Source organism: Kitasatospora sp. NPDC089509, from assembly GCF_044749365.1.
Classification (GTDB): Bacteria; Actinomycetota; Actinomycetes; order Streptomycetales; family Streptomycetaceae; genus Kitasatospora.
The window spans coordinates 69,254-93,106 of sequence record NZ_JBIVHS010000017.1 but is presented as its reverse complement, the minus strand read 5'-3'; the positions used below and the strand labels follow the sequence as shown (position 1 = coordinate 93,106).

Annotated in this window: 26 protein-coding genes; 23 read left to right on the top strand and 3 right to left on the bottom strand. The window is 71.0% G+C overall.

The window, feature by feature from the left end:
- Position 1: 1 nt before the first annotated feature.
- The gene (locus ACIP4P_RS29750; RefSeq protein ID WP_400923691.1) at positions 2-1,036 is read left to right on the top strand and encodes an NAD-dependent epimerase/dehydratase family protein; all 1,035 of its coding nucleotides are present in this window, start codon (positions 2-4) and stop codon (positions 1,034-1,036) included.
- 50 nt (positions 1,037-1,086) lie between these two features.
- Here the strand turns inward: ACIP4P_RS29750 and ACIP4P_RS29745 are convergent, their stop codons facing one another.
- Positions 1,087-1,494, bottom strand: coding sequence for a hypothetical protein (locus ACIP4P_RS29745; protein ID WP_400923689.1), 408 nt, complete (start codon positions 1,492-1,494; stop codon positions 1,087-1,089).
- A 65-nt stretch (positions 1,495-1,559) separates the two neighbouring features.
- The gene (locus ACIP4P_RS29740) at positions 1,560-2,897 is read right to left on the bottom strand and encodes a hypothetical protein (protein ID WP_400923687.1); all 1,338 of its coding nucleotides are present in this window, start codon (positions 2,895-2,897) and stop codon (positions 1,560-1,562) included.
- Positions 2,898-3,118: 221 nt separating this feature from the next.
- Here ACIP4P_RS29740 and ACIP4P_RS29735 point away from each other — a divergent pair, with 221 nt between their 5' ends.
- From ACIP4P_RS29735 to ACIP4P_RS29680, 12 genes are all read left to right on the top strand, one after another.
- A complete protein-coding gene (locus ACIP4P_RS29735; protein WP_400923685.1) occupies positions 3,119-3,580 on the top strand; it encodes an ATP-binding protein in 462 nt (153 codons plus the stop codon).
- Positions 3,577-4,080: a hypothetical protein gene (locus tag ACIP4P_RS29730; RefSeq protein WP_400923683.1), complete on the top strand. Its 504-nt coding sequence runs from the start codon at positions 3,577-3,579 to the stop codon at positions 4,078-4,080. Before ACIP4P_RS29735 ends, ACIP4P_RS29730 begins: the two co-directional genes overlap by 4 nt.
- Positions 4,077-4,577, top strand: coding sequence for a hypothetical protein (locus ACIP4P_RS29725; protein WP_400923681.1), 501 nt, complete (start codon positions 4,077-4,079; stop codon positions 4,575-4,577). Before ACIP4P_RS29730 ends, ACIP4P_RS29725 begins: the two co-directional genes overlap by 4 nt.
- Before the next feature lie 524 nt (positions 4,578-5,101).
- Entirely contained in the window at positions 5,102-6,958 is a 1,857-nt protein-coding gene (locus ACIP4P_RS29720) for a glycoside hydrolase family 15 protein (protein WP_400923679.1), read from the top strand.
- Positions 6,959-7,174: 216 nt separating this feature from the next.
- Positions 7,175-8,437 carry a tetratricopeptide repeat protein gene (locus ACIP4P_RS29715; RefSeq protein ID WP_400923677.1) on the top strand — a complete coding sequence of 421 codons (1,263 nt, stop codon included), beginning with the start codon at positions 7,175-7,177 and terminating at the stop codon, positions 8,435-8,437.
- A gap of 119 nt (positions 8,438-8,556) precedes the next feature.
- Entirely contained in the window at positions 8,557-9,387 is an 831-nt protein-coding gene (locus tag ACIP4P_RS29710; protein ID WP_400923675.1) for a hypothetical protein, read from the top strand.
- Positions 9,388-9,539: 152 nt separating this feature from the next.
- Positions 9,540-10,142, top strand: coding sequence for a hypothetical protein (locus ACIP4P_RS29705; RefSeq protein WP_400923673.1), 603 nt, complete (start codon positions 9,540-9,542; stop codon positions 10,140-10,142).
- Between the two features lie 74 nt (positions 10,143-10,216).
- The gene (locus ACIP4P_RS29700) at positions 10,217-10,480 is read left to right on the top strand and encodes a hypothetical protein (RefSeq protein ID WP_400923671.1); all 264 of its coding nucleotides are present in this window, start codon (positions 10,217-10,219) and stop codon (positions 10,478-10,480) included.
- The gene (locus tag ACIP4P_RS29695) at positions 10,480-10,950 is read left to right on the top strand and encodes a hypothetical protein (protein ID WP_400923669.1); all 471 of its coding nucleotides are present in this window, start codon (positions 10,480-10,482) and stop codon (positions 10,948-10,950) included. The genes ACIP4P_RS29700 and ACIP4P_RS29695 overlap by 1 nt, the downstream gene beginning before the upstream one ends.
- Positions 10,951-11,061: 111 nt before the next feature.
- The gene (locus ACIP4P_RS29690; RefSeq protein ID WP_400923667.1) at positions 11,062-11,313 is read left to right on the top strand and encodes a hypothetical protein; all 252 of its coding nucleotides are present in this window, start codon (positions 11,062-11,064) and stop codon (positions 11,311-11,313) included.
- Positions 11,306-11,734 (top strand): hypothetical protein, encoded by a 429-nt coding sequence (locus tag ACIP4P_RS29685; protein ID WP_400923665.1) that lies wholly within the window; start codon positions 11,306-11,308, stop codon positions 11,732-11,734. Before ACIP4P_RS29690 ends, ACIP4P_RS29685 begins: the two co-directional genes overlap by 8 nt.
- A gap of 114 nt (positions 11,735-11,848) precedes the next feature.
- Complete coding sequence (locus tag ACIP4P_RS29680) at positions 11,849-12,418, top strand: hypothetical protein (RefSeq protein WP_400923663.1); 570 nt, start codon at positions 11,849-11,851, stop codon at positions 12,416-12,418.
- 147 nt (positions 12,419-12,565) lie between these two features.
- Here the strand turns inward: ACIP4P_RS29680 and ACIP4P_RS29675 are convergent, their stop codons facing one another.
- Complete coding sequence (locus ACIP4P_RS29675; protein ID WP_400923661.1) at positions 12,566-12,994, bottom strand: hypothetical protein; 429 nt, start codon at positions 12,992-12,994, stop codon at positions 12,566-12,568.
- 491 nt (positions 12,995-13,485) lie between these two features.
- Here ACIP4P_RS29675 and ACIP4P_RS29670 point away from each other — a divergent pair, with 491 nt between their 5' ends.
- The 10 genes from ACIP4P_RS29670 (at position 13,486) to ACIP4P_RS29625 (ending at position 23,622) form a co-directional block, all read left to right on the top strand.
- Entirely contained in the window at positions 13,486-14,079 is a 594-nt protein-coding gene (locus ACIP4P_RS29670) for a hypothetical protein (protein ID WP_400923659.1), read from the top strand.
- Positions 14,080-14,084: 5 nt separating this feature from the next.
- A complete protein-coding gene (locus tag ACIP4P_RS29665) occupies positions 14,085-14,345 on the top strand; it encodes a hypothetical protein (protein ID WP_400923657.1) in 261 nt (86 codons plus the stop codon).
- On the top strand, positions 14,338-18,129 hold the full coding sequence (locus ACIP4P_RS29660; protein ID WP_400923655.1) for a hypothetical protein: 3,792 nt from the start codon (positions 14,338-14,340) through the stop codon (positions 18,127-18,129). The genes ACIP4P_RS29665 and ACIP4P_RS29660 overlap by 8 nt, the downstream gene beginning before the upstream one ends.
- On the top strand, positions 18,129-18,962 hold the full coding sequence (locus tag ACIP4P_RS29655) for a hypothetical protein (RefSeq protein WP_400923653.1): 834 nt from the start codon (positions 18,129-18,131) through the stop codon (positions 18,960-18,962). Before ACIP4P_RS29660 ends, ACIP4P_RS29655 begins: the two co-directional genes overlap by 1 nt.
- Before the next feature lie 13 nt (positions 18,963-18,975).
- Positions 18,976-21,804 carry a hypothetical protein gene (locus ACIP4P_RS29650; RefSeq protein WP_400923651.1) on the top strand — a complete coding sequence of 943 codons (2,829 nt, stop codon included), beginning with the start codon at positions 18,976-18,978 and terminating at the stop codon, positions 21,802-21,804.
- 18 nt (positions 21,805-21,822) lie between these two features.
- On the top strand, positions 21,823-22,509 hold the full coding sequence (locus ACIP4P_RS29645; RefSeq protein WP_400923649.1) for a hypothetical protein: 687 nt from the start codon (positions 21,823-21,825) through the stop codon (positions 22,507-22,509).
- Complete coding sequence (locus ACIP4P_RS29640) at positions 22,506-22,676, top strand: hypothetical protein (protein ID WP_400923647.1); 171 nt, start codon at positions 22,506-22,508, stop codon at positions 22,674-22,676. The genes ACIP4P_RS29645 and ACIP4P_RS29640 overlap by 4 nt, the downstream gene beginning before the upstream one ends.
- Positions 22,677-22,693: 17 nt before the next feature.
- A complete protein-coding gene (locus tag ACIP4P_RS29635) occupies positions 22,694-22,912 on the top strand; it encodes a hypothetical protein (RefSeq protein WP_400923645.1) in 219 nt (72 codons plus the stop codon).
- A 28-nt stretch (positions 22,913-22,940) separates the two neighbouring features.
- Positions 22,941-23,183 (top strand): hypothetical protein, encoded by a 243-nt coding sequence (locus tag ACIP4P_RS29630; RefSeq protein WP_400923643.1) that lies wholly within the window; start codon positions 22,941-22,943, stop codon positions 23,181-23,183.
- Positions 23,184-23,313: 130 nt separating this feature from the next.
- Positions 23,314-23,622 (top strand): hypothetical protein, encoded by a 309-nt coding sequence (locus tag ACIP4P_RS29625; protein ID WP_400923642.1) that lies wholly within the window; start codon positions 23,314-23,316, stop codon positions 23,620-23,622.
- The last annotated feature ends 231 nt before the right edge of the window (positions 23,623-23,853 follow it).

Sequence of the window (23,853 nt, the reverse complement as noted above, 5' to 3'; positions counted from 1 at the left end):
CATGAGGATTCTCGTCCTGGGTGGCGGCTGGTTCCTGGGGCCAGCCGTCGTGGCCGGCGCGGTGGCACGCGACTGGGAAGTCACCACCTTCACACGTGGCCGCTCTGGACGCGTTACGCCCGGAGCAACCGCAGTCCACGGTGATCGAGAACGGCCCGGCGACCTCGCCCGGCTGGCCGAGGAACACGGGCCCTGGGACGCTGTGATCGACACGTCCGCCTCGGCACTCAGCTCACGCGACGTCCTCGCCGGCGCCCGCGCCTTGGAACCGGTCGCCAACCGATACGTGTACGTGTCCACGGTGGCGGTGTACGAGGGCTGGCCCACCGCCCCCCTGAGCCCCGACTCGGCGGTGTGGGAGGGCTTGGCGGGCACGGACCAGGAACTTGAGCAGCCACCCGCGGGGGCGTCGGGCATCAACCCCGTCTACGGTCGGCGGAAGGCTGCCACCGAACGCGCGGTGGTCGACACGTTCGGGCTCGCCCGGACGAGCCTCCTGCGGCCAGGTGTGCTGCTCGGGCCCGGGGAGTACGTCGGGCGGTTGCCGTGGTGGCTGGACAGGGCCAGGCGGGGCGGGCGAATCCTGGCGCCTGGGGACCCGTCGCGGAGCATCCAGCCGGTCGACGTCCGGGACGGCGCTGTCTTCGCGCTCGACCAAGCACTACGTGTCGGCCACCAGGTCCACAACCTCGCCGCGCCGACCGGACGGGAGACGATGGGCGGTCTCCTCCAGGCGTGCGTAGACACCACTGGAAGCAACGGAACGCTGGTGTGGGTGCAGGACGACGTCCTGCTCCGCCACGGGCTGCGGCAGTGGACCGAGCTGCCGCTGTGGTGGCCCCACCCGGGTACGTCCGCCATCGACACATCTTCGGCGTCACAGGCTGGCTTCGTCAGCCGGCCTCTGACGGAGACGGTGACCGACACCTGGGCCTGGCTGAGGGACGGGAACAGGCCGGTGCCGCACAGACGCTGGGCGAAGCACGGACTTGACCCGGAGAAGGAATCAGCCGTCCTGGCGGGTATGAGCTACTGATCCAGGCGAGGTTTTGCCGGGCCTCGCCTTTGCTGGTGCCCGCCACGCGGTCAGGCTGGAGCTTCCCCTGTGGCCTCATCCTCTGGCGAGGCTCCCGAGCCCCCATCAACCCACGTGGTGCCGGGGGCGAGGTCGTCTCCTGTCCGCGCCTTGTACTCCGCTCTCTTCTCTTCGCTGGCGTTCCGGCCTGGCGCAAGCCTCCGCAGGTGCGGGGTTGGGGACTGCCGAGGCTCACCCGTGCCCCCACGGCCGGAGACCGGTTCGGAATGCGCGGCTTCGTCGGGCTCGTACCTATCGGCGTCGTGCGCTTCTAGCAGATAGGCGATCACGACCAGGGCCGCGCCCAAGGTGACACCGCCGATGACGTCGATCTTCGGTTTGTGCTTCTGGTACCACTTCTTCGCCGTCTGGACGCTGGAGGTGGGCTCGCCGTCCTCGGAAGGCGTGGAGTGGTTCACGGGCACACATCTATCGGACCCATCCCCTGCCTGTCAGGCGATCAGCCGACTTCGCCCAACCAAGTTCAGGAACTGCTGGTCCCGCCGAGAGCAAGCCGCGCCGTCCCGGCTCCCAGGACCTGCGGGGGCGCAACGACGGTGAAGTCCTCGATCTGCTCCGCAAGATCCTGGGCGAGTTGGGCGTCGCGGAAGGCTGACGTTGCCAGCGCGGCCTGGATCGTATGGACCCTTGCTGTGAGTCCGGCCCCGCGCCACTCGCGGGGAATGCCGAGCACCGGGCTGAGAGCGTCAGCGGCCCCGTCCAGGTCGCCGCGCATCAGCAGGGCGGCGGTCAGATCGGCTCGGGCCTGCGGTGCCACGACGAGCGGGCTGGAACCGGTCGAGCGGGCCGCGATCAGCTCCAGCGACCGGCGGGCGGATGCCTCGGCTCCCGGGCCGTCGTGGAGCAGCAGCAGGGTGGAGCTGTTGCTCATGGCAACCCGCTCCAGGTCGAAGTCGAACTCGCCCCCGATGGCATGGAGATCGTCTTCGAACTGGCCCCGTTCGGCGAGGCTCTCCGCGATAGCCGACTGCGCGTTCTCGACCAGACCGCGGTGGGCGTAGGCGCGGGCCGCGATCGCCGCCAGCCGGGCCTTGCCCGTGGCGCCCACGCCGGGGAACGACCTCGCTTCCTCGATCTTGCGGACCGCTTGGGCGGGCTTGCCCGTCCAGTAGTACAGCACCGCCAAGTAGCCGTGCGCGTAGGCCTGAAGGGGCCCGTCCTCCGCGACCTGTCCATACAGCGCAGCTGCTCGGGCCAGCTCGAACGCGTGGGGTATCGCGCCGAGGTCGAAGGCGCACGCGGACAGAAGAGCGCTCGACTGGCCGGCCACGAGGTACAGGCGCCGGCACTGCGAGGGCACCTGGGTGCGGTCCAGCAGCACCTTTGAGACGCCGAGTACCTCCTTCGCCTCCGCGAAGACCACGTGCGGTGGCTTCGTGCTGGTGTCCTGGACCAGGCTCACGAGATCGTCTTCGAGCTGGTCGAGAGTGAGGTCGGGCAGCAACTGGGCGGCCGCATCCGAGGCATGGGCGCTGGCGTCTCGTGCAGTCATGGAGAGGTCACTTTCATCGAGCACTGGAGCAGAGGCCCGCAGCACCTGGGCCTGCTCGCCGGTGTAGGGCGCGAAGAGCTCGTCCACGGTCCTGCCGAAGAGCCCCTTGAGGACTGCGGGCGCCGGGTGGTGAGGCCGGACAACGCGCCCGGAGCGCCACCGCGCGAAGGTCTTCTCCGTCAGGTCGATATTCCTGAAAGAGGGATCGCGGGTCTTCTCGTGGAGGTGGGCGGCAACCTGCCGGTACTCGGACAGGAACTCGCGAAAGTCCATGCCGGACTGGCTGATTAAGGCGTCGAGCAGGTTCATCACGGTCCCTTCGTCGCAGCCCGTGCGAACCGCGTCGTTCTCTGCCTACCACCGCAAGCCTGGAGATCACACGGGCAGGGGCGAAGTGTCCGCGAACTGTCCATGGTTTGTCCCTCGGCTCGCCCGAATGGGGAGCAAGTGTCCTTGTCTCGGCAGTAGTTATGTCCGCCGGCCCGGTCCAGTGTTGATCACCGCAAGCGAACCAAGAACGGGGCGCCCAGGTGCTCCTGCTGACGGGAGCGATGCACATGGTGGCCGTCGAGCACCCGACCGCACGCCGCTGGAAGGGGCGCTACAGGGCGCACGTCGACCTGGTCCCGATGGTGCGTCACCGTGTGCGGGCGGAGCTGGGGAAATGGGGGTGGGACGTGAAAGGCGACCGCGCGGGTGACGTGCTGCTCATCCTCACGGAGCTGCTGACGAACGCCATCCGGCACGGAAGCGGCCCGGGCGACGTCGTCGTGGTGCGGGTCGATGAGCAGGGCGGCATCTGCCAGGTCGAGGTCGAGGACTCCCGGCCCGACCGGCTGCTGCCCGACGACTTCATGGCCTGCGGGGAACACGGCCGCGGGCTGATCCTCGTCGACGACCTGGCTCTCGCCGTGGGAGTGGCGGCGACGGCCACCACGAAGAAGGTATGGGCGAGCGTTCTCGCCGACGACAAGCCAGGAGCCACGCGGTGAAACTCAGCAAGCTTGCCCAGGTCTTCGGCTGGCAGCCCGCGACCGGCCACCGGCGCAGGACCGCGCCGAACCGGTCGAAGCTCGCCGTCCAGCAGCACCACGCGACCGACCAGGATGTCTTCGCCCGGACCCGCCCCTGGGCGCCACCCGAGCCGTACTGGTGCACGATGACCGCCTACTACCGGTTCGGACAACCGATCACGCTCTGGAGCGGCGGGACGGGCAGTGTTCGCTTGGCAGTCAGGGCTCTGCGCGACCGAGTCGACGCCCTCGCTGCCGAACTTCGACTTCCCGAGGACGATGATCAGCTGCTGTCGCTGGACGTGCCGTCCGCCGAGGGCCGGGCCGCCGACGATCTCACCAAGGGCCGGTCTCACGCCATCGCGATCACCTACGGCGACGTCGTCTACATCATCAGCGCCACCCCGACCCTGCACTCCGCCACCGGGCCCCGCCCTCCCCAGTCTGCTCTGCTCGGTCTGACGGGAATGACGCCATGACGTACAAGCGACCCGGCCGACTCCGACAGGTCCCGAACTTCAACCTCGGTGCGAACTGGCTCGCCTCCGCCAACCAGCACCCTGCTGGGGCGATCAGCCAGTGGCGTGCCGGCCAGCTCGCCGCCGTCGAGACCGGCCACCTCTTCAACGTCGTCCGAGTCGACGGCGTGCAACGAGGCCGGGCCGCGCTCGCGGACCTGTACCAGGCGGACGTGCCGGTCGGCCCGGTCCTGCACAACCACGCCGACCAGTGCATCGAGTTCCTGGTGACGACGCGGGTGGCCAGCGCCTGGGCCATGCCGCACACGCACCTGGTCGGGCGCCCCGCGGACGGAGACCCGCCCCTGACCGTCGCGATGCCGGCCCCCGGCATGCAGAGACTTTCCGGCCGCACCTGGCTGGTCCTCCCGGACGGCGAACGAAGACCGACCGATCTCGGCGACCTGGCAGTGGCCCTGCGACGTGCCGACGCCCGCCTGCGCCACGAAACCCCCTGACCCCGCTACGTCCAGCTGCTCAGGCGTAGCGGGCCTGGCCCGGCCGGTTGACTTCCAGCAGCCCGGCGGGGCCACCACGGATCGGCGACGGCCGATCCCATGCTGATCGTCCCCAGGCGCGGGCGCGCGCAAGGTGGTGCCGCTGCGCCCCCTGGGGACGGTCAGCGCCAGCCCGCCAGCGAGCGAGCGCGAAGACCTGAACGGCGGCGGGCGCGAGCGGCCCACCCCGATACACCCGTCCGCCGCGCACCAGCCGAAGCCGTCCTCCAGCCCAACGGCCGATTCCTTCCCGGCACTGGCGAGTCTCCCGCCGACGTCCCAGGACCTTGCGTCGCCACTGGTCCTGGAGCGGGTGGACCACATACGTCGGCAGGCCCAACACGCCGCCTGCCGCAGCTCACCGGGGCCGCGCCCCGATGAGCGACACCGCGCCCGCGCGCGGGCGCACCCCTGCGCGACCCATGGCGGCCTCCGGGTTAGGGCCGTGATCCACCAACTGTCGACCTCAAAGGAGGAGTTCAACCATGCGCGAACCGTCGATTGAGGAACTTGCCTTCCTCAGCAACACGCGCGCCGCAGCGCTCACCCAGTCCGACGGCACGATGACCTGGCTGTGCCTGCCGGGCTTCGCCTCGCCCGCCGTCTTCGCGAACCTCCTCGGCACTTCCTCGAATGGCTTCTGGCGCCTCGGCCCCGCCCCGTACACCACCACGTCGCTCGAGAGCCGGCGCCGCTACATCGGAGACAGCCTCGCGGTCGAGTACACCTGGGACACTGGCAGCGGCGTGCTGGAGGTGACCGACTTCCTGCCTGCCCCGGACGCCACCGGGTACGCGCCCGCGACGGTCGTACGCGTGGCCACGTGCCGCAGCGGCGTGGTCCGCCTGGCCTCCTCGTTCCGGCCCCGACCCGGCTACGGCTCCCTCACGCCCACGATGCGGTACATCGGCCACGGCACACCCAGGCTGCGCGTGACGGGCGGCGACGAAACCTACTGGCTGGACGCGCCCCGGCACACCGTGAAGCCCGACGGCAGCGCCTCCTGCGACGTGCCGTTGAAGGCCGGGCAGAGCCTGGTCTTCGCACTGACATTTACGCGCACCGGCACCCCGGCGCCCGACCAACTGGCGGGCACCACCGTGCTGGAGGAAACCCAGCGGTACTGGACGCGCTGGGCGTCCACCTGCACCTACACCGGCGCGCACCGGGAGGCCGTCCTCCGGTCCGCGCTCACTCTCAAAGGGCTGTGCGACCTCGATGGCGCTGCCATCGCGGCCCCGACCACCTCGCTGCCCGCGCCCGTCGGAGGTGTACGCAACTGGGACTACCGCTACACCTGGCCGCGCGACACCGCGTGGATGATGCAGGCGCTGCTGTCGCTGGGGTACACCGAGGAGCCCACCGCCTACCGGGCCTGGCTGACCACCCACGTCGACCCCGACGCCCTGCGCCCCCTGTACGGCCTCGGCGGCGGCCCGGTGCCGGCCGAAGAGCCGCAACCCCATCTGCGGGGCTACCGCAACTCCAAGCCGGTCCGGATCGGCAACGCCGCCACCGAGCAACACCAGCTGGACGTGTACGGCGAACTGGCCGACCTGCTCGCGCAGATGGACGACGCGGGAATCCCGCCCTGCCCCGCCGCCGACGACCTGCTGCTCGGCCTCGCCCTCAAAGCCGAGCAGCTGTGGGAGCAGCCCGACGACGGAATGTGGGAGAGCAGGGGCACCCCGCGCCGGTACGTCTCCTCCCTGGTGTGGGCCTGGGTAGCCCTCGACCGCGCAGCGAGTGTGCTGGGACGCCACGGCGCCGCCGACCAGAAGACTTTGCTACGGCTGGCCGCGACCGCCGAGACCATCCACGCCGAGGTGTGCGCCCGGGGCTACGACGAGGAGCGCAACACCTTCACCCAGTACCTCGACGGCCGGGACCTGGACGCCTCCCTTCTGCACATCGTCCGAGTCGGGTTCCTTCCGCCGGACGACAAGAGGGTGATCGGCACCATCGAGGCGATCGAACGTGAACTCGGCGCCGGAGGCGGCATGCTCCTGCGCTACCCGACCCGCCCGGACGCGGCCGACAACGTGGACGGGCTGTCCGGCCACGAGGGAGCGTTCCTCGCCACCGCATTCTGGATGGTCGAAGCCCTCGCGCAGATCGGCAGGAACGCCGACGCAGGAGAGCTGTTCGACCGACTGCTCGCAGTGCGCAGCGACCTCGGCCTCCTCGCCGAGCAGTACGACCCCGCCGAGGGCACCCACCTCGGCAACTACCCGCAGGGCCTGTCGCACGACGGCCTGATCCGGGCCGCCCTGGCCATCGCCGCCGCGAGCACAGGCCCCGCCGCCGACGGGCAGGCCGCGCTCGCCGCCGCAGAAAGGTAGGGCCACGGCGCTGCCGCGCGCTTTCCGGCGGCGGGTCCGCCACCTCCACGGACCGCCGCCCCACGGCCGGCCCTCGCGCTGCTGCGCCGACCGATCGGCGAGCAGCGCCTTCCGAACCTCCGGACGCCAGCCCGCCCGACATCCTCTGCGGCAGCCTGCCGTCTCCATCGACCCAGCCACAGTGCCGACTAACTATCCCTACGAGGAACGCAGTTCATGACGATCACCGACACCATTGACCGCCTGCCCCCGCGAGAGCGGCGGCTACTCGCCCAGATCGCCGACCTTCCCGCACCAGACCTGGACGTCTACGCCGTCGCCACCGCCACCGAGACACCCACCAGCCAGACCAGGCAGTTGCTCGGGGAACTCACGGTCAAGAACCTGCTGGAGAACACCGGAGACGTCGCAACCCGCGGCCCGGTGTACACGATCCGGCCCGATGTGGCCGGCTACGCCCTCGAACTCGCTGACGGACCTGCCGCCCGTACGGCTGTCCTCCAGCGATACCTGGACTACCTGATCACCACCGCCTACGAAGCCGGTCTGATCCTCACCCCTCATCACCGCGTGCTGAGGCGCACCAGGAGCTCCGAGCCCGCCGAGCCCGTCCGGTTCGCCGTTGGCCATGTGGCCCTCGCCTGGCTGGAATCGATGGCTGATGCGCTGCTCCCGGCGATCATCGTCGCCACTCGACACGGTGACTACCAAGCCGCGACCTGCGTGACCCACGCGGCACGACCCCTGTTCCTCTACACCCGCCGCTACGAACTGTGGATTCCGACCCACCGCCAAGGCCTCGCCGCCGCCGAGCGCTGGGGTGACACCTTGGCCATCCGCGAAATGCTGAGTGCGCTCGCCACAGGCTTGCGCGGCACCGGCGAGTACGACGAAGCGATCTCCTGCCTCCAACGCGCCCGTTCCCTCGCGGAAGGCGACCTCGAGGGAACCGCCAAGTGCAGCAGCGGCATCGGAGCGTGCCTGCACGCCGATGCGCGCTACGTAGAGGCCATACCGCAGCTGACTGCGGCTGCCACCCGCTACGAGCGGCTCGGCCACGCACGCGGCCAGGCCCTCGCCTTGATCCTCATCGGGTCGGCGCACGCGAGGCAAGGTCACCCCGCCACCGGTGTACCGGTACTCCATGAGGCCTGCACACTCCTCTCTGGCCTGACCGATCCGGACCCGCTCAACATCACCCGGGCGCTGGCCTACCTCGGTGAGGCCCACTCGCTGGCAGGCGCCCACGATCTGGCCGCCAGCGTGCTCGTGAAGGCCCTGGAACGGTTCCGCTCCCACCACGTGCCCCACTGGACCGCGCACACCATGGAGTTCCTAGGCCAAGCCGCCCTGCGCGCTGGCCAACGCCACGCCGCCAAGGACTGGTACGCCACCAGCCTCGCCCAGTACACCGATCTCGCCAGCAGCCACGACGCCGATCGTCTCCAGCGCCGCATCAAGGCCGTCAGCCACCAGTGACCGGGAAGACCGTCCTGCGGTTCCGCCCCGTCTCGCTCGTTCCCAGCACCACCGCCACGGCCGCTGCACCGCAGGAGCTGCTGCCGCGTACCAACCGCCCAACCACCGAAAGATCCACGATGTTCACCATCCACAACGACGCCGACGCTACTGCCGACGACCAGCGCCGATACGAACGGCTGATGGAAGCCGCCATCCCGCTGGCAGCCGACCTCTCGCAGCTGCCGCTTCCCACCCACATCACCGTGCGAATAGCGACCCCGGAGCAGTTCGTCGACTGGCAGACCGAGCACAACCAGCTGATGGTCGACCGGGGCATTGAATCCCTCGAACTGGGCCGCGTGAAGAGCCGGTTGATCAGGACGACGACGATGCTGGCGATCAAGACCAAGGCCAAGGCCATGGCAGAGAAGTTCGCCCCCACCGTCCAGGGCGCCATCATCTACCGCGCCGGCGCCCCGACCCTGGTGGTCATGCCCACCGCTCATGCGGAGTCCCGCGGCACTGACCGCCTTCTGACGTGCTGCCTGGCCCACGAGGTCGTCCACCTTGGGCAGTTCGAGCTCAACCCGGCGCTCCCTTACGCCATGGTGCGCCTCGGCCTCCAGGACCAGCAGGCAGGCCGGCCCCGCGATGAATACCGCTTCCCGTCTGCCGTTCTGGAGGGTCACGCCGGATGGGTCCAGGCAAGGGCATCCGAGAGGCTGTGCGGCATCGCCACCCGCGGGCGCCTGGACGACGAGCCCGAGCCGACCGAGCTCTTCACCCGGCTCGTCGCCGAGTCCCCCCGGACGGACGCTTACGAGCTCGGCGAGACGTTCGTCGCGGCCGTCTACGCCTACGGCGGGTACCCCGCGATCGAGCGCCTCCTCAAGGACGAGGAATGGATGCCGACCAACCGGGAGATCCAGGACCCGACCCTGTGGCTGGAACGCCGCCAGGACGCCTGAGTGCCAGCCTGCCAGGGGGAGCGGGTGAGCACCGGCGGCTGCTCGTGAGAAACCTGCCGTGATCCCGGCGGCGCGCTAGGACACCCGGGACGACACAAGAACGGACGCCACCTACCGTCCCTCCTCGCCACCCAGGAGCGAGGAGGACGACGGTGGAGTTGATCGTGACAGCCGAGGACGTCGCCCGCCGCCTCGGGTACCCCACCCCCCTCGGCGACCCGGTGCGGCAGCGCATCGAGATCGCCGTCGAGGACGCCCAGGACACGCTCGTCGGGCATCTTGGCCGGCCGCTGCTCCCCGCGCAGTACACCCAGAGCGGCGTCCGTGCCGGGACGGACGGCTGGGTGCTCGCCCATGGCCCCCTCATCGCGGTGATCTCCGCCGTCCTGGACACGGGCACGACATCGGGCCCCTTCGGCGCCCCCACGTACACCGTCACCTACACCGCCGGCATCGACGCCCGCGCGGACCCGCAGACCGCCCCGCTGCGCCTGTGGGTCCGCGCGACGGCGTGCCACCACCCGCTGCTGGCGGACGCGCCCGCGCGCCAGCGCCGCATCGCCTCCGCCTCCGTGGAGGGCCAGTCGGTTACCTACGACACCGCGTCCGAGCCGCCGGTGGTGCTCGCGCCGCCGGACCTTGCCACGACCGACCGGTGGAGGCTTCGCGGCCGCAGGGTCTACCAGGCCGCGACGAGGCCGAACCCGCCCGGGCTCACGGTGCCCGGACACCTCGGCCCGGGCAGGTTGCGATGACGGTCCTACTGGCTGACCGGCAGCTCGGGGTCCGTACCCGAGGCGTGCCGGTCCTGGACGCACACGGCGCGGAGATGACGGGACCGCTCGGCCCGCTGCGCGGACCTTGGCCGGGCAGGGCCGTGCCGCAGCCCGACGGCACATGGCACCTGGCCCTGGACGCACAGGCCGGCACCCTGCTGGTCGGCGACATCGTGGTGGAGCCAGCCGTCGGAGCAGAATGGACGGTCCTGGCCGCTGACCAGCTGGCGAGCACCGTCGACCCGGCGCTGGCCTACGTGCGGGTCAGGGCCCGCTCCCGGACGGCGAACGGCACCCGGCCCGAAGGGCACCCGTGATGGCGCGCCTCGAACTGCCCTCGGACGTCGCTCGCCGCCTGGCGCCGCTGATGCTGCGGCACACCCAGCGTCTGACCGAGGAGGTCGCCGAGGAAGCCCGGAGGCGAGCCCCAGCGGCCAAGACCTGGCACACCCAGGAAGACGGGCATGCCCGGCCCAGCCACCAGGCCGCCGACGGCCAGACCGTACCCGTCCCGCTTCCCTTCTCCGTCGGAAACACCACGCTCTCCGAACCCCGCGACCCCGAAGGCCCGGCCGAGGAGACCGCCGGGTGCCGGTGCACGGTCACCGAGGACCCGGAAGCCGTCGCCGCGACGATCTCGGCAGGCAAGGCCGCCATCGACGGCACGCATACCCGGGCGGAAGTCACCTGTGACTTCCCGCGCGCCGCCGAAGCGGAGTACGCGCACGGCGACGGCACGCACTTCATGAGCGGCGCCGCCTCCCAGGTCGCCGCCCGGCACCGCTGACCCGCTCACCGTGCACTGGCCGGCACCGGGGCCCGGAGCGGCGGGGCGGACGGTAGCGGTCTCGCCCTGCTTTCCTTCGCCGGTCACCGACCACCGTACGAAGGAGCCGACATGCCCCAGCCCGACCACGTCCGGATCGTCCTCGCCCACCACCTCACCCGGGACGGCGAGCAGCTGCTGCCCGGCGACGAGATCGAGATCCCGCACAACGAGGCCCAGCAACTGATCGGCGCCGGGTACGTCGCCGACGTGGACCCCGCCGACTCGGCCGCGGTCTCCAAGGCCCTGACGTTCACGGGCGAGAGCAAGCCGGCCGTGGCCATGGCGCCGGCGAACAAGGCGGCAGGGCAGGCGAGTGGGTGACCTGACGGCTCTCGACCCCGAGGAACTGGTTGTCGCCTGGCTGTCCGGGCATGCCGAGCTGACGAAGGCGCTCGGCGGGCCCGGACGGGTCGGGGCCCGCAACGGCCCGCCCTACCCCCGCATCCGCGTCACGCAAGTTCCCGGGGGATCTGTCCCGGGCTGGCGCTGGACCGCGACCTTCCATCTCCAGGTCGAAGGGCTTGGCGACCTGGACCGGTCGACTCCCCGCCCGCTGCTGCGCCGGGCTTTCGCCACCGCGATCAAGGCGCTGCACGAGCTGGCCGAGCAGGCGGCCGTCCCAGGACGGCCGGTGGTGACGGCGGTGCGGGCGCTGTCGGCCGGAGGGTGGCTGCCGGAGCCGACCGGCCAGGCCAGGTACGTCGCGGTGCTTGCCGTCACCGTGCACCCGCCGACCGCGTGATCGGGGACATTGCGCGAGTTGTGCGACAGCCCCACGCGCGGTGCCGGCGCGACGCTACTGCTTGGCGAGGCCTACGGTCCGGCTCGGCCCTGGCGCCCACGTCTAGGAGGATCGGTGCCCGCGGAGAGCATGTTCGTTGCCCAGATGGCCCGTCTGTACCTGGCCGTGCCGGGTACGGTCGCGCCCACGGACCCGGTGGCGGCGATGCCGACCGGATGGAAGGAAGCCGGCCTGTTCAAGCCGGGCAGCCTGGAGTGGAACACCGACCCGAAGTTCGAGGACCTCAAGAGCCATCAGCTGAGGTACGCGGCCCGCACCATCCAGACCGAGGACGCCGCGTCCATCAAGGTCGAGCTCCAGGAGTGGAACGCGGCCAACATCGTCGCGGTGTACGGCGGTGGCGAGGTCACGAGCGTCACCCAGAGTGGCAAGACGTTCTACCGCTACAGCCCCCCGAAGGTGGGCGGCCGCCGGCAGTTCGCGGCGGTGGTCGAGCTGATCGACGGCGCGAAGCACTACCGCCGGGTCGTGCCGCTGTGCGACCAGGTCGCGTCGGTGAACCAGAAGTACCCCAACGACGCGGAGTCCACGCTGCCGCTGGAGTTGAAGGTGGTCGGCGGGTCCGCCGGCGACCCGTGGTACGACCTGACCGACGACCCCGGATTCGCGCCCGCCGCGCCCTGAAATCCAGCTCACAGTAGGCACATTGAGGCTGTGCCCATGCGCAGCCGGTGCGCCTACTGTGGATCACGTCGGGCAGCCCTCACCCCCCTGGGGCTGCCCGACCCCCGCGATGCCCCGGCTACCCCTTCGGTCGGGGCATCGCCATGCTCACATCGGGGGTGGCGGCGCCGCGCGCAGGCACACTGGTGGGCCCTCGATGACAGATGGCGCTGGGCTTTCGAAGCCAGGCAGCGGGAGGTCATCGAAGAGGGACGGCCCGCTCGTTGACCGAGGTGTCAGCCCCTGCTCGAAGCCAGGCAGGTCATCCCAGAAGGATGACGTGGTGCTTTTCGGTACTGACGCAGCTAAGCCGGGCGGTTTCGCCCGGTCTTCATCATCGGCCTGCATCCACAGTTGACTGAGCGTCAGCGCGTAGGAGTCGATCTGGTCGTGTGGCAGACCCTTGATTCGACTGAGGAGCTCGACCACGAGGGCATCTACCAGGCTGGCCATCGGTAGCCGCGAGTGGGTGAAGGCGTTGTAGATGGTCGTCCTGCTCGCGTCGGGCACGCTATGTGTCGCCAGAGCCTTCGCCATCGCTCCGACGGACGGGGAGTTCGCGCGCCTGTGTAGGTCATGGAGCCAGTCGTTCAACTCCTTGTGCGGTCCCTCGGGAAGATCTGGCCGCTTGAGTCGTCCAGCACGTCCCATGGCCGCCCCCACCACCGTTCACAACCGTTCAACTGTGTTCCACCGTCTCTAACGTTAGCAACTTGCAGTCAGACTCGGTCGCCGATGTTCTTGTCTGTTCGGCGAGTTGGAATGGGTATCCACCGTGGTTCTTCCCTGAGAGGAAGGACACGTGCATGGCTGGAAAGCAGCTCCGAACGATCCGCCGGCTTGGCCAGGCGGCTCTGTTTCAAGCTCTGCGTGGGGCGGCGTACGCGACCGGTGGTGGACTTGTCACCTGGCTGATCCACCGCCAGTAGCGGCCAGACGACCGCGGTCCTGGCGGCCCGGCGCGACGCTAACTGCCTTCGACTCCTACGGTCTGCGGCGTTCCGTTGCCGACAGACCGAGGAGCCGACATGGTCGGGATCGACCTGGATGCCGCCCGTGAGCGCCGTCTGGCCGCTGCTGCCGAGAAGGCCCGCGCCGCCAAGGCCGAGTACACCGTCGGCGAGGAGCCGCTGATCTTCGGCGGCACCACCGTGGCGGTGCTGCCGGCTGAGCTGCCGCTTGCGGTGTGGGAGCCGCTGGTCGGCATCCCGTATCTGCCGTTGCTGCTGCGTTCCCTTGTGGAGGCCGCGCAGGCGCAGGGCGACCAGCAGAGCGAGGCCGCGAGCCTGATCGTGGACGTGCTCGGCTCGGAGCCGACGCTGCCGTCAGACCTGCTCGCGGCGGCCGCGGAGATGGGTCGACGTCTGCTCGGGGAAGACGGGTACGCCCGGCTGATGGAGCAGCGTCCCAGCCACCCGGACATCTTCGAGCTGATGCGTGCCGTCTGGGCGAAGTACTTCCCGGGCGGTGTGGGCCTGGGGGAACTCATGGGGCCGTCCGAGTCGCTTTCGAGCGCTGGGACGACCTCGAAGCCGATCTCCAGCGCTTCTACGGCCTCGACGCCCGACGTGTCTGGCGACGGCCCGGTGACGCGGGGTTCGTCGGCACCCGACGCCTCCTGACCCTGATGCGGGGGCTGCCCGCCGATGCCCTGCTGCGCCGGGACGGGGCGGAGATCGGCGCGGACCGCTGGGGGCTGACGCAGGAGTTGCTGGCTCAGCTGGTCGAGCTGGTGTCGGTGCTGGCAGCGGATCACCGGCTGCGCCGACCGGTGGAGCTTCCGCGTCCAGCCCACCTGGGCACCGGCCGCGCCCAGGGGCAGGGCGGGCAGGGCATGGCCCGTGCGGTTGCCGTGCTGCGCCGCAGTGGGAAGGCGCGTCGTGGCTGAGGAGATCGACTCCGGCCGCCTCGTCGTCGAGGTCGTCGCCGACTCGTCGGGGTTCGCGACGGATGCGAAGGCCCGCGTCGACGCGGCAGTGCGCAACCTGCGGGCCAAGGTCCGGCTGGACCCGGACGCCTCCGGGCTGCGGGAACGAGTCGACGCCGCCGCGCAGGCCACCCGCGCCCGCATCAAGGTCGCGCTCGACATCGACACGGCCGGGCTGCGCCAGCGCGTGCAGGCCGTGACCACCGCCGCCCGCGCCCGCATCAAGGTCGCCGTCGACGCCGACACCTCCGGCCTAGCGGAGAAGGTGCGGGAGGCGACCGCCCGCGCCGCGTACGTGCGCGTTGGTGTCGGCCTGGACACCGGCAACCTGCGTCAGCGCGTCCGCATCGCCGCCGAGGCCGCGGCCGCCACGGTCAAGGTCGACCTCGACGTGGAGACGGCCGGACTGCGCGCCCGTGTCAAGGAGGCGCTGGCCGGCCTGTCGGTGCGCGTGCGGGTCGACATCGACACCGCCGCCGCGACCACCCGCCTGGCGGCGTTCCGCACGCTGGCGTCCCGGCCGGTCGACGTCCCGCTCAACGCCCGAGGCTCGGCCAGCGGCGGCGAGTCCGGGGGGCTGCTCCAGGCCGCCGAGGGCCTCGGGTCCACCGTCGCCGGGCTGGTCCGCCTGCCCGCGATGGCCTCCGGGGCGCTGGCGCTGGGCCAGGCTCTCACCCAGGTCGCCGCCGGCCTGTTCGCAATGGGCGCGGCAGCCGCGCCCGCGGTCGGACTGCTCGGCGCCCTCCCCGGGGCGGCGGGGGCCGCCGCTCAGGGCGTGGGCACCTTGCTGGCCGCGTTCTCGGGCATCGGCGCTGCCGTCAAGGCGCTCGGCCAGGCGGACAAGCAGTCCGCCGGGGCGGCCAGCGCCTCCGCGCAGGCCCGGCAGGCCGCCGCCGACCGGGTGGCGGACGCGCAGCGCCGTCTCGGCACCGCCCAGCGCGACAGCGACGAGCAGGCCCTTCGAGGCGCCGAGCAGGTCGCGCAGTCCCGGCGCCGGCTGGCCGACGTCCAGGAGCGGGCGGCGGCGCAGGTCACGGCCGCCGACCGGCAGCTGGCGGCTGCGGAGGTGACGGTCACCCGCGCGCATCAGGCCGCCGCGCAGGCGCAGCAGGCGCTCAACGACGCCCGGCAGGCCGCGCAGCGCACCCTGGAGGACCTGAACCGGGACGCGGCCCGAGGGCCGCTGGAGGAGCAGAAAGCGCTGCTCTCTCTGGAGCAGGCCCGCTACCGGCTCAACCAGGTCAACGTCTCCCCGTTCTCGTCGGAGACGGACCGGCGTGAGGCCCAGATCTCTTACCAGGAGGCGGTCAACCAGCTAGAGGACGTTCGCACCCGCAACAAGCGGCTTGCCGAGGACGTCAAGAAGGCCAACCAGCAGGGCGTCGAGGGCAGCGACCAGGTCGCCTCCGCCAAGGAACAGCTGGTCCGCGCCCAGGAAGCTGAGCAGGACGCGGTCCGGGGCGTCCAGGAAGCCGAGCAGCAGGCCGCCCGCGCCCGTGTCGCGACGGTGCGCGAGATCCAGGACGCGCACAACGCTCTCGACAAGTCCGTTCGCGAAGCGGAGCGCCAGCAGAAACGTTCCGCCGAGCAGGTGGCGGACGCCCAGCGGGACGTCGCCCGCGCCGTACGGGATCAGACGCAAGCGCTGACCTCCGCCGCCGGCGCCGCCAACGCCGCCGAGGAAGCACTCAATGCCCTCTCCCCGGCCGGGCAGCGCTTCGCCCGGTTCATCTCCGGCACGGTGCAGCCCGCCCTGCGCGGCCTGCGGGACACCGCACAGGAAGCGCTGCTGCCCCCGCTGGAAAGGGGCATCGGCCGGGCCCTGAGCCTGCTGCCGATCTTCAACCGGGCTATCGGCGACACCGGGCAGGTGCTCGGCCAGGCCGCCGAGCGCGGCGCGGAGATGGCCACCTCCGGGCCATGGCGGGCGGACCTGGCGCAGGTCGCCTCGACCAACACGCGGGTCATCGGATCGCTGGCCAACGCCGGCCTGAGCGCGGCCGACAGCCTGCGCAACATCACGGTCGCCGCCGCGCCGCTGCTGGAGCGCCTCGCCAACGGCACCGAACGCGGCCTCGCGCTGGCGGCCGCGTTCATCCAGGCCCGCCGCGACGGCGGCCAGCTCAGCGCGTACTTCCAGCGAGCCGGCGACACCGGCGCGCAGCTGTGGGGCATCCTGCGGGACATCGGCCTCGGCGTCCTCAACATCGGGCGCGCCGCAGCCCCCGCCGGACAGCAGCTCCTCAACTCCCTCGCCAACGCCGCAAGTGCCTTCCGCACACTCACCGGCGAAGGCGAGACGCAGGCCAAGCTCGCCGGGTACTTCGCCAACACCGTCCCCGTCCTCCAGGAGGTCGGACGGCTGGTCCTCGCCGTTGGCACCGCCTGGTTCAACTTCACCAACAACCCGGCACTCGCGCTGCTGATCGCCCGGCTGCGCACCGAAGTGCTGCCCGCGGTCATGCAACTGGCCGGATCCCTCGGCAACGGCCAGCTGTGGGACCAGCTGCTCGGGTTGCTCAACTCCATCGTCGGCATCGCCGCCCAACTCGGCGGCCTCGGCAACACCCTGTCCGGGTTCCTGTTCGTCATCCAGGCCGTCGCCTCCGCCGTGCAGGTGCTGCTGTCGATCCCCGGCATGGCGCCGTTCGTGTCCGCGCTGCTGACGATGGCCGGCGTCGCGGGCGGCATCATGTTCGTCGCCAACGCGATCGGCGCCGTGCGAGGCGCTCTGACCTTGCTGTCCGCCAACCCGGTCATGCTGATCGTGGCAGCCGCCGCCGCTCTCGTCCTCGGCCTCGTGACGGCCTACCAGAAGGTCGACTGGTTCCGTAACGCCGTCAACGGCGCGTTCAGCGGCCTCTACGATGGCGTGCGCTACGCCCTCGACAGCATGGTGTCCTTCGCGGCCTGGTCCTGGGGCAAGCTGTCGGGGATCTTCGCCCCACCCATCCGCTTCCTGGTCAACACCGTGTACGACGGCGGTATCCGCAAGGCGTGGAACTGGATCGCGGACAGCTTCGGCCTCGGCAAACTGCCCTCGTTCACCGTCGGCTTCGCCCGCGGAGGTGTCGTGCCCGGCTATGCGCCCGGCCGCGACACCGTGCCCGCGATGCTCTCCCCCGGGGAAGGCGTACTGGTGCCGCAGGCCGTGCGTCAGCTCGGCGGAGAAGGCGGCATCAGCGCCCTCAACGACGCGGCCCGAGCTGGCCGCCTCGCCGACGCCGGCGCGCCCGTACAGGGCTTCTTCCTCGGAGGCTTCGTCGACGGCGCGGTCGACAAGCTGCGCGGCTGGGCTGCGGGCGCCCTCGGCAAGGCGCTCAACCCGGTGAGGGGCTGGTTCAACTGGATGCCCGACAACACCTGGGGCCACATGCTGCGCGGCATGGTCAACCGGGCCGTCGACGGGGTGCTGGCCTTCGTCCGCGGCTACGCCACTGGGGGAGTGGTACCCGGCTACGCGCCCGGCCAGGACACCGCCCTGGCCCGGCTCAGCCCCGGCGAAGGCGTCCTGATTCCGCAGGCCGTGCGCGGCCTCGGCGGCGGCGCAGCCGTCAGCGCGATCAACGCCGCCCGCGGGCAACTCGCCGACGGCGGGCCCGGCGAACGCATCGGAACCGTCATCTCGCCCGGCGCGATCGTGCAGTACATCACCAACCCACTGCCCGAGACCCCGGGAGAGACCGTCAACAACCGGTTGCGGGCCCTCGCCAGCTTCGGCCTGTTCGACAAGGAGGGAGTCTGATGGCCCGCGAGCGTTGGCTGGTGGACGGCTACGACCTCACCGACGGCCTGGTGCGCGACGTCGAGTACCGGGCCGGTCTGACCGGTACCCCCGCTGTGGTCGGGGCGAACGCCATCGTGCCCAACCGCATCGGGGAGCTGTGGCGGCCCAAGCACCACGGCCCCGGCAAGTTCACCCTCGCCCTGTGGTTGTCCCCCGCCACGGGTGGCTGGCAGGACGTTGAAGCAGCGTGGGAGGACCTGCTGCGTGCCGTCGCTCGCCCGCACCGGATGCTCACCTTCGAGCGTTACACCGCCGCCGGCCAGGCGCGCCGCTGCGAGGGCGAGGTGCTCTCCGCACTCACCCCGACACCGCTGGGCCAGAGCGGCATGCGCATCAGCCTGGAGGTCAACGTGCCCGCCGGATACTGGGTGTCCGCCGACACCAGCACCCAGGCGACCCCTCCTGGCCAAGCAGTCCCGCAGGACCTGCCGCTGACCGCGTTCTCCGACGCCACCGCGCCCATGGAACAGCTCGCCTATCTGATCACCGGGCCGATCACCGCCCCGACCGTCACCGACACCACCGACGGGCCCGGCCGAGACGGCGACTCCTTCACCTACACCGGGCAGATCGGCGCCGGGCAGACCCTCACCGTCGACGCCGCCACCTGGCAGCTGACCGGCGGGGGTGGCCTCGTCCCCGACCCCGGGCGGCTGACCAACACCGGGCCTGCCTTCCTTCGCTTGGCCCCCGGCCGTCCCCACCAGGCGCCAAGCGTGCGCCTGACCGGCACCAACACCGGACCCACCACCCAGCTCGCTGTCACCGGCCGACGCGCCTACCTCACCTGACCGGAGAACCATCGTGGCCGTCCACCTGCGCGTCTCCAGTCCGAGCGGCACCCTGCTTGGGCTGCTGCCCTACCCCGCCGACCTCAGGACACAAGCCGAGCACAACGGCCCAGGCGCACTGACCTTCACCTACCCGCGCAATGCCCCGGGCGCCGGCCTGCTGACCGGAGACGACCCGCGGATCTCCCTCGTCATCGACGGCGTCGAGCAGCCCGAGCGGTACCTGCTGGAAGACGACGGCGACGACCCAGCCGACGGCGCGGGCGAAGCCCGACCGGTCCAGGTCGGCTGCCGCGGCGCCCTCGCCCTGCTGGAACGCGCCGTGATCTACCCGGTCGGACACACCCCCGGCAAGGCCGTGCAGGGCCTCGACGCCCACTTCCCGTTCGTCAACGCCACCCCCGGGGCCGTCCTTGCCACCCTCCTGCAACGCGCCCAGGCCCGCGGAGCCCTGCCCGAAGTCAGCTGGGACTTCACCACCGCCACCGACAGCGCCGGACGGCCCTGGCCGACCACGTACACCGTCCAGTACGACGCCGGCGGGGACCTGCTCAAGACCGTCACCTCGATCACCAGCGCAGGGTGGGCCGACGTGCGGATGGAGGGCTACCGGCTGCGCGCCTACGTGCCCGACACCGTGTGCGCCACCGACCACCCCGGCACCGTGCTGTACCTGGGCCGAGACGTCCTCAAAGGCCCCCGGCAGCGCTCCCGCCGCTCGGTGCGCTCCCACCTGCTCGCCTCCGGCGACTCCGGCAACCTCGCCGAAGTCGCTAACCCGACCGCGGCCGCCCGCTACGGACGCCGGGAGGCCTTCGACGGCCGGGGCGGCATCACCGACGCCACCACCCTCGCCGAACTCGCCCGCGTCACCCTCGGCAGCATGGGCGCCGCCTCCGAGGGCTTCACCATCGAACTCGACCCAGCCGCCACCCAGCACCGGCCCGGTATCGACTACCGGGCCGGGGACTACATCCGCTACGACCAGCGGCGCACCGGCCCGACCACGCTGGAGCCGCTGCGGGTGCGCACCATCGCCACCACGTACGACGACGCCGGCCAGCCCAGCAGCAGCCTGGAGCTCAACGACCTGTTCGTTGAGCAGCGCATCCGGGTACAGCGGCAGCTGGAGGCCCTCACCAACGGCTCGGCGACCGCCTCCCGCACGCCGCTGCCGCCACTCGGCGACCGCAACGACACCGTCGCCCCCAAGGCCCCGGACGCGGTGTCGCTCGGATCCTGGGCCTACCTGGACCGGGACGGACTGCAGCATGCCGCACTGGCGGTGTCGTGGCCAGCGGTGACACAGAACGCCGACGGCACCGTCTACGACGACGCCGGCAACTACTACGTCTCCTACCTGCTGCCCGGGCTGCGGATCGCCGGGAAGGACCCGCAGTGGTCCCCGGAGCAGGCCGTTCACGGCACCATCGCCCACTACGACCAGCTCCCGGCCGGGCAGCGCGTCCAGGCCCGGGTGCGCACCGTGGACGCCTCCGGTAACTCCTCCACCTGGCGGTTGTCCGAGGAGATCATCCTCGCCAGCGACACCACGCCGCCGCCGGTGCCGTCGAAGCCGGTTGTCACCTCCCTGATCGGCGCGCTTCGGGCCGTATGGGACGGGCGCGGGGCGCAGGGCGAGGAGATGCCCGCAGACTTCGCCGAGCTGGAGGTCCACGCGTCCACGGCGGCCGGGTTCACCCCCAGCGCGGCGACGATCGTCGACCGGCTCGCCGGAGCGGCGGGCGCCCCGATCACCGGCCTGTCCTACGGCACTACCTACTACGTCAAGTTCGTCGCCCGAGACCGAGCGGGCAACGCCTCGCAGGCCTCCGCCGAGGCCTCCGCTGCTCCGACCGTCGTCATCAGGTCTGACCTCGCCGACCAGATCATCGGGACCGCCCAGCTCGCTGACGCCACGATCATCGGCGCGAAGATCGCGCTCGCTACCATCCAGGATGCCAACATCGGCACCGTCTCCGCGGGCAAACTGACCGTCGGCAAGCTCAACGCGGACATCACGGTGTCCGCGCGCATCAAGACCGCTGACACCGGCGCGCGGGTCGAGCTCAACTCCGCCGGCATCGAGGCGTGGAACGCCAACGGGGTGAGGACCGTCTCCGTCTCCGCTACCACCGGCGACGTGAGGATCGTCGGCGGCCTCTCCAGCGGAACGACCGGGCAGCGCATCGAGATCAATCCCGGCGGAGGCCTCCCCGAGATCCGCTTCTTCCCCACCAACGGCAACAACTACGCCTTCATCAACGCGGTCGGCGGGAACAACGGTGCGGCGTACATCGGACTGAACAGCGGCACCTTCCAGCACAACGGGCAGTCGACGGCCTACAGGCTCTATCTGACCGACTACATCTCGGCGTTCGAAACCATCCGCACCGACACCCAGCGGCCCTGGGGCGGCACCGTCCGGATGAACGCGAACGACGGCGCCGCGCTCGCCTACATGGTCGAGGACACCGTGAAGGGCTACGTGGCCGCCAACCAGGGAGGCGTCCAGATCGGCCGGAACAACGACAAGGGCGGCACCACCGAACTGTGGATCGACGCCACGAGCCTCCAGTACAAGGGCACCTTCCCGAACTACTGGTACGCCGAGCCGGACCGCGGGCTGTTCACCGGCAGGGTGGAACAGCGCAACTGGATCTCGATGTCACTCGTCTACGGACCGACGATGCAGTCCGAGATGGTGCCAATCGTCACCCTGTGGGACTGGCAAGCCGTACGGGCCTGGCAGGTCACCGCTTCCTCCACCACCGGCTTCACCACCACCCTCTACTCCGCCAGCGCCGACGGCTCCATCAACTTCTGGTGCTTCCGCATCTGACACGAAAGGGCGTCCACCATGCCCGAGCAGTACCGCGTACTCGACGCGGCCCGGATCAACGTGGGGCCGACGCCGTGCTGGGCCGTGCGCCAGCAACGGCCAGACGGAGACCACCACATCACCGTCTTCCCGGTCTCCTCACTTGAGTGGCGAGCCGCCGAGTACAACATCGACCACACCACCCCAGAGGGCATCGACACCATTCTCGACATGCTGCTCCACGAGCCCTGGATCCCGGACCCGCGCAAGAACCAGCACGCCGATCCGGCAGCCGCGCAAGGCCTCACTGCCCCCGCCACCGAGGCTGCCCCTGGCCTTGAAGCCTGGGAGCCGGCGCCCGTCAACCTGCTCACCGCGCCGGACCGGGCCACCGCCCGCCAGGCCCACCTCGAACGGATCGCCCACGCCAAGCGGACCCGCGTCACCGTGACGGCCGGACCGGCCCCAGGCACGCGACGTTCGGCAGCAGCGAAAGCCGCGCCGGACCCGCTCGACGCAATCCGCCGCCACCACGGCATCACCTCCGAAGGCGTGGCCGCGAAGACGGAGATCGTGGAACAGGCCCGCCAGCGCCTCGCCCTGCCCCAACAACCCGCCGAGAACGCGGAAACCCGCGTCAGCCTGGACAGCTTCACCACCTCGGTGTGGGACGCGGCAATACGCCGACGCGACGAGGCGCAACACAACGGGCAGGACACGGCATGACCGACAGTCCCACCCCCGAACAGGTCGATCGCCTGCTCAGCACCGCAGACCGGCGCCGGCTCACCCCGTCCGAAGCCGCTCTGCTTCGAATCGGCGTCCAGCACCTGCGGACGGCGGCCGCCCGTGCCACGCCGGCCACCAGCGACACCACCAACCCGACAACGTGAACGGAGCCACCGCCCCCATGGAGCACAACGCCGAGTCCATCACCGTAGACGCCGAGCCGTACATCGCCCGTTTGAGCGCCCAGATGGCCGAGGCCTGGGGCCAGACGCAGGCGCAACTCGCCCTTGCCCGCGAGGAGATCGCCGTACGTGCTGCGCGAGAAGCCGACCTGGAGCAGCGGATCGCCAAGCTCGAGGCCACCATCGCCGAACTGCGCGGCACCTCGACGCGACCGTAGGCACCGCTTCGCCCTACCGTCCCCCGCTGTGGAACGGGACCCGGACGATCAGCAGCAGCCCGCTGGTCGGCGACACCGACGGAGGACCAGATGGAGCGAGATCACCGGATGGAAGTCGATCCGGGACCTGGTCCTGTTCCTGCTCGGAGCAGCGGTGATCGTGCGGGAGGCCTGGACGCCACCGGCCGACCCGAGCGTGATCATCACGGGCCTGACCCTCGCGGGGTTGCCCGCCGCGCTGTCAAGGGACGAACGGCCGCCGCGCGAGTAGCCCCGGACGCCGGCCTTCTGGCCCGGTACCGGTTCACCGTCGGCTACCTGGCCGCCGCCAGCGTCGCGTTCGCCGCTACCTGGCCGCTCTGAGCGCCAAGCCCGCCCATCACCAGCACCAGGAGACGACCGTGAACATCCTGAACGACACCGAGGCGTGGGGCCTGCTGCTCGGCGCCGTCACGCCCTGGGCGACCGCGCTCGTCCAGCAGCCGCACTGGACCAAGCCGGTCCGCGCCGTCGTTGGGGCTGCGGCCTCCGCCGTCGTCGGCATCCTCACCGTCCTCGCCCGCGGGGACATCGCCCACGCGCAGACCGCCCTGACCACCGTCGCCCTCGCCGTCGTGGCCTCCAAGACGTTCTACGACGGCCTGTGGCAGCACGCCGGCGCCGGAGCACTGGAGCGCGCGACCGCCCCCGACCGCCGGGCCGGTTGGTAGCCGACCCTGTGTCTGCGGCCGGCGCTACCCTAGAGTGATGATGTGGCCGCCGGGCCGACCGGCCGTGTGCTCTGGCAACAAGCCCTTCGGGGCTGTCTCCTATCAAGGGGAGCACGCGAACCCGGGCGGCTTCGCAACCCGCGGGCCCGGCGGCCACACTTCCTAATCTCCCTTCTCCGCAGCCGATTTGGCCACGTGGTGGGTGTTCCCACGCTGGCCGGGCTGACGGGA

Excerpts from the sequence above, each read along its gene's own strand:
- ACIP4P_RS29750 (WP_400923691.1), top strand. The coding sequence starts at position 2 with ATGAGGATTCTCGTCCTGGGTGGCGGCTGGTTCCTGGGGCCAGCCGTC.
- ACIP4P_RS29740 (WP_400923687.1), bottom strand. The coding sequence starts at position 2,897 with ATGAACCTGCTCGACGCCTTAATCAGCCAGTCCGGCATGGACTTTCGC.
- ACIP4P_RS29725 (WP_400923681.1), top strand. The coding sequence starts at position 4,077 with ATGACGTACAAGCGACCCGGCCGACTCCGACAGGTCCCGAACTTCAAC.
- ACIP4P_RS29720 (WP_400923679.1), top strand. The coding sequence starts at position 5,102 with ATGCGCGAACCGTCGATTGAGGAACTTGCCTTCCTCAGCAACACGCGC.
- ACIP4P_RS29715 (WP_400923677.1), top strand. The coding sequence starts at position 7,175 with ATGACGATCACCGACACCATTGACCGCCTGCCCCCGCGAGAGCGGCGG.
- ACIP4P_RS29710 (WP_400923675.1), top strand. The coding sequence starts at position 8,557 with ATGTTCACCATCCACAACGACGCCGACGCTACTGCCGACGACCAGCGC.
- ACIP4P_RS29700 (WP_400923671.1), top strand. The coding sequence starts at position 10,217 with ATGACGGGACCGCTCGGCCCGCTGCGCGGACCTTGGCCGGGCAGGGCC.
- ACIP4P_RS29695 (WP_400923669.1), top strand. The coding sequence starts at position 10,480 with ATGGCGCGCCTCGAACTGCCCTCGGACGTCGCTCGCCGCCTGGCGCCG.
- ACIP4P_RS29690 (WP_400923667.1), top strand. The coding sequence starts at position 11,062 with ATGCCCCAGCCCGACCACGTCCGGATCGTCCTCGCCCACCACCTCACC.
- ACIP4P_RS29675 (WP_400923661.1), bottom strand. The coding sequence starts at position 12,994 with ATGGCGAAGGCTCTGGCGACACATAGCGTGCCCGACGCGAGCAGGACG.
- ACIP4P_RS29670 (WP_400923659.1), top strand. The coding sequence starts at position 13,486 with ATGGTCGGGATCGACCTGGATGCCGCCCGTGAGCGCCGTCTGGCCGCT.
- ACIP4P_RS29665 (WP_400923657.1), top strand. The coding sequence starts at position 14,085 with ATGCGGGGGCTGCCCGCCGATGCCCTGCTGCGCCGGGACGGGGCGGAG.
- ACIP4P_RS29655 (WP_400923653.1), top strand. The coding sequence starts at position 18,129 with ATGGCCCGCGAGCGTTGGCTGGTGGACGGCTACGACCTCACCGACGGC.
- ACIP4P_RS29645 (WP_400923649.1), top strand. The coding sequence starts at position 21,823 with ATGCCCGAGCAGTACCGCGTACTCGACGCGGCCCGGATCAACGTGGGG.
- ACIP4P_RS29640 (WP_400923647.1), top strand. The coding sequence starts at position 22,506 with ATGACCGACAGTCCCACCCCCGAACAGGTCGATCGCCTGCTCAGCACC.
- ACIP4P_RS29635 (WP_400923645.1), top strand. The coding sequence starts at position 22,694 with ATGGAGCACAACGCCGAGTCCATCACCGTAGACGCCGAGCCGTACATC.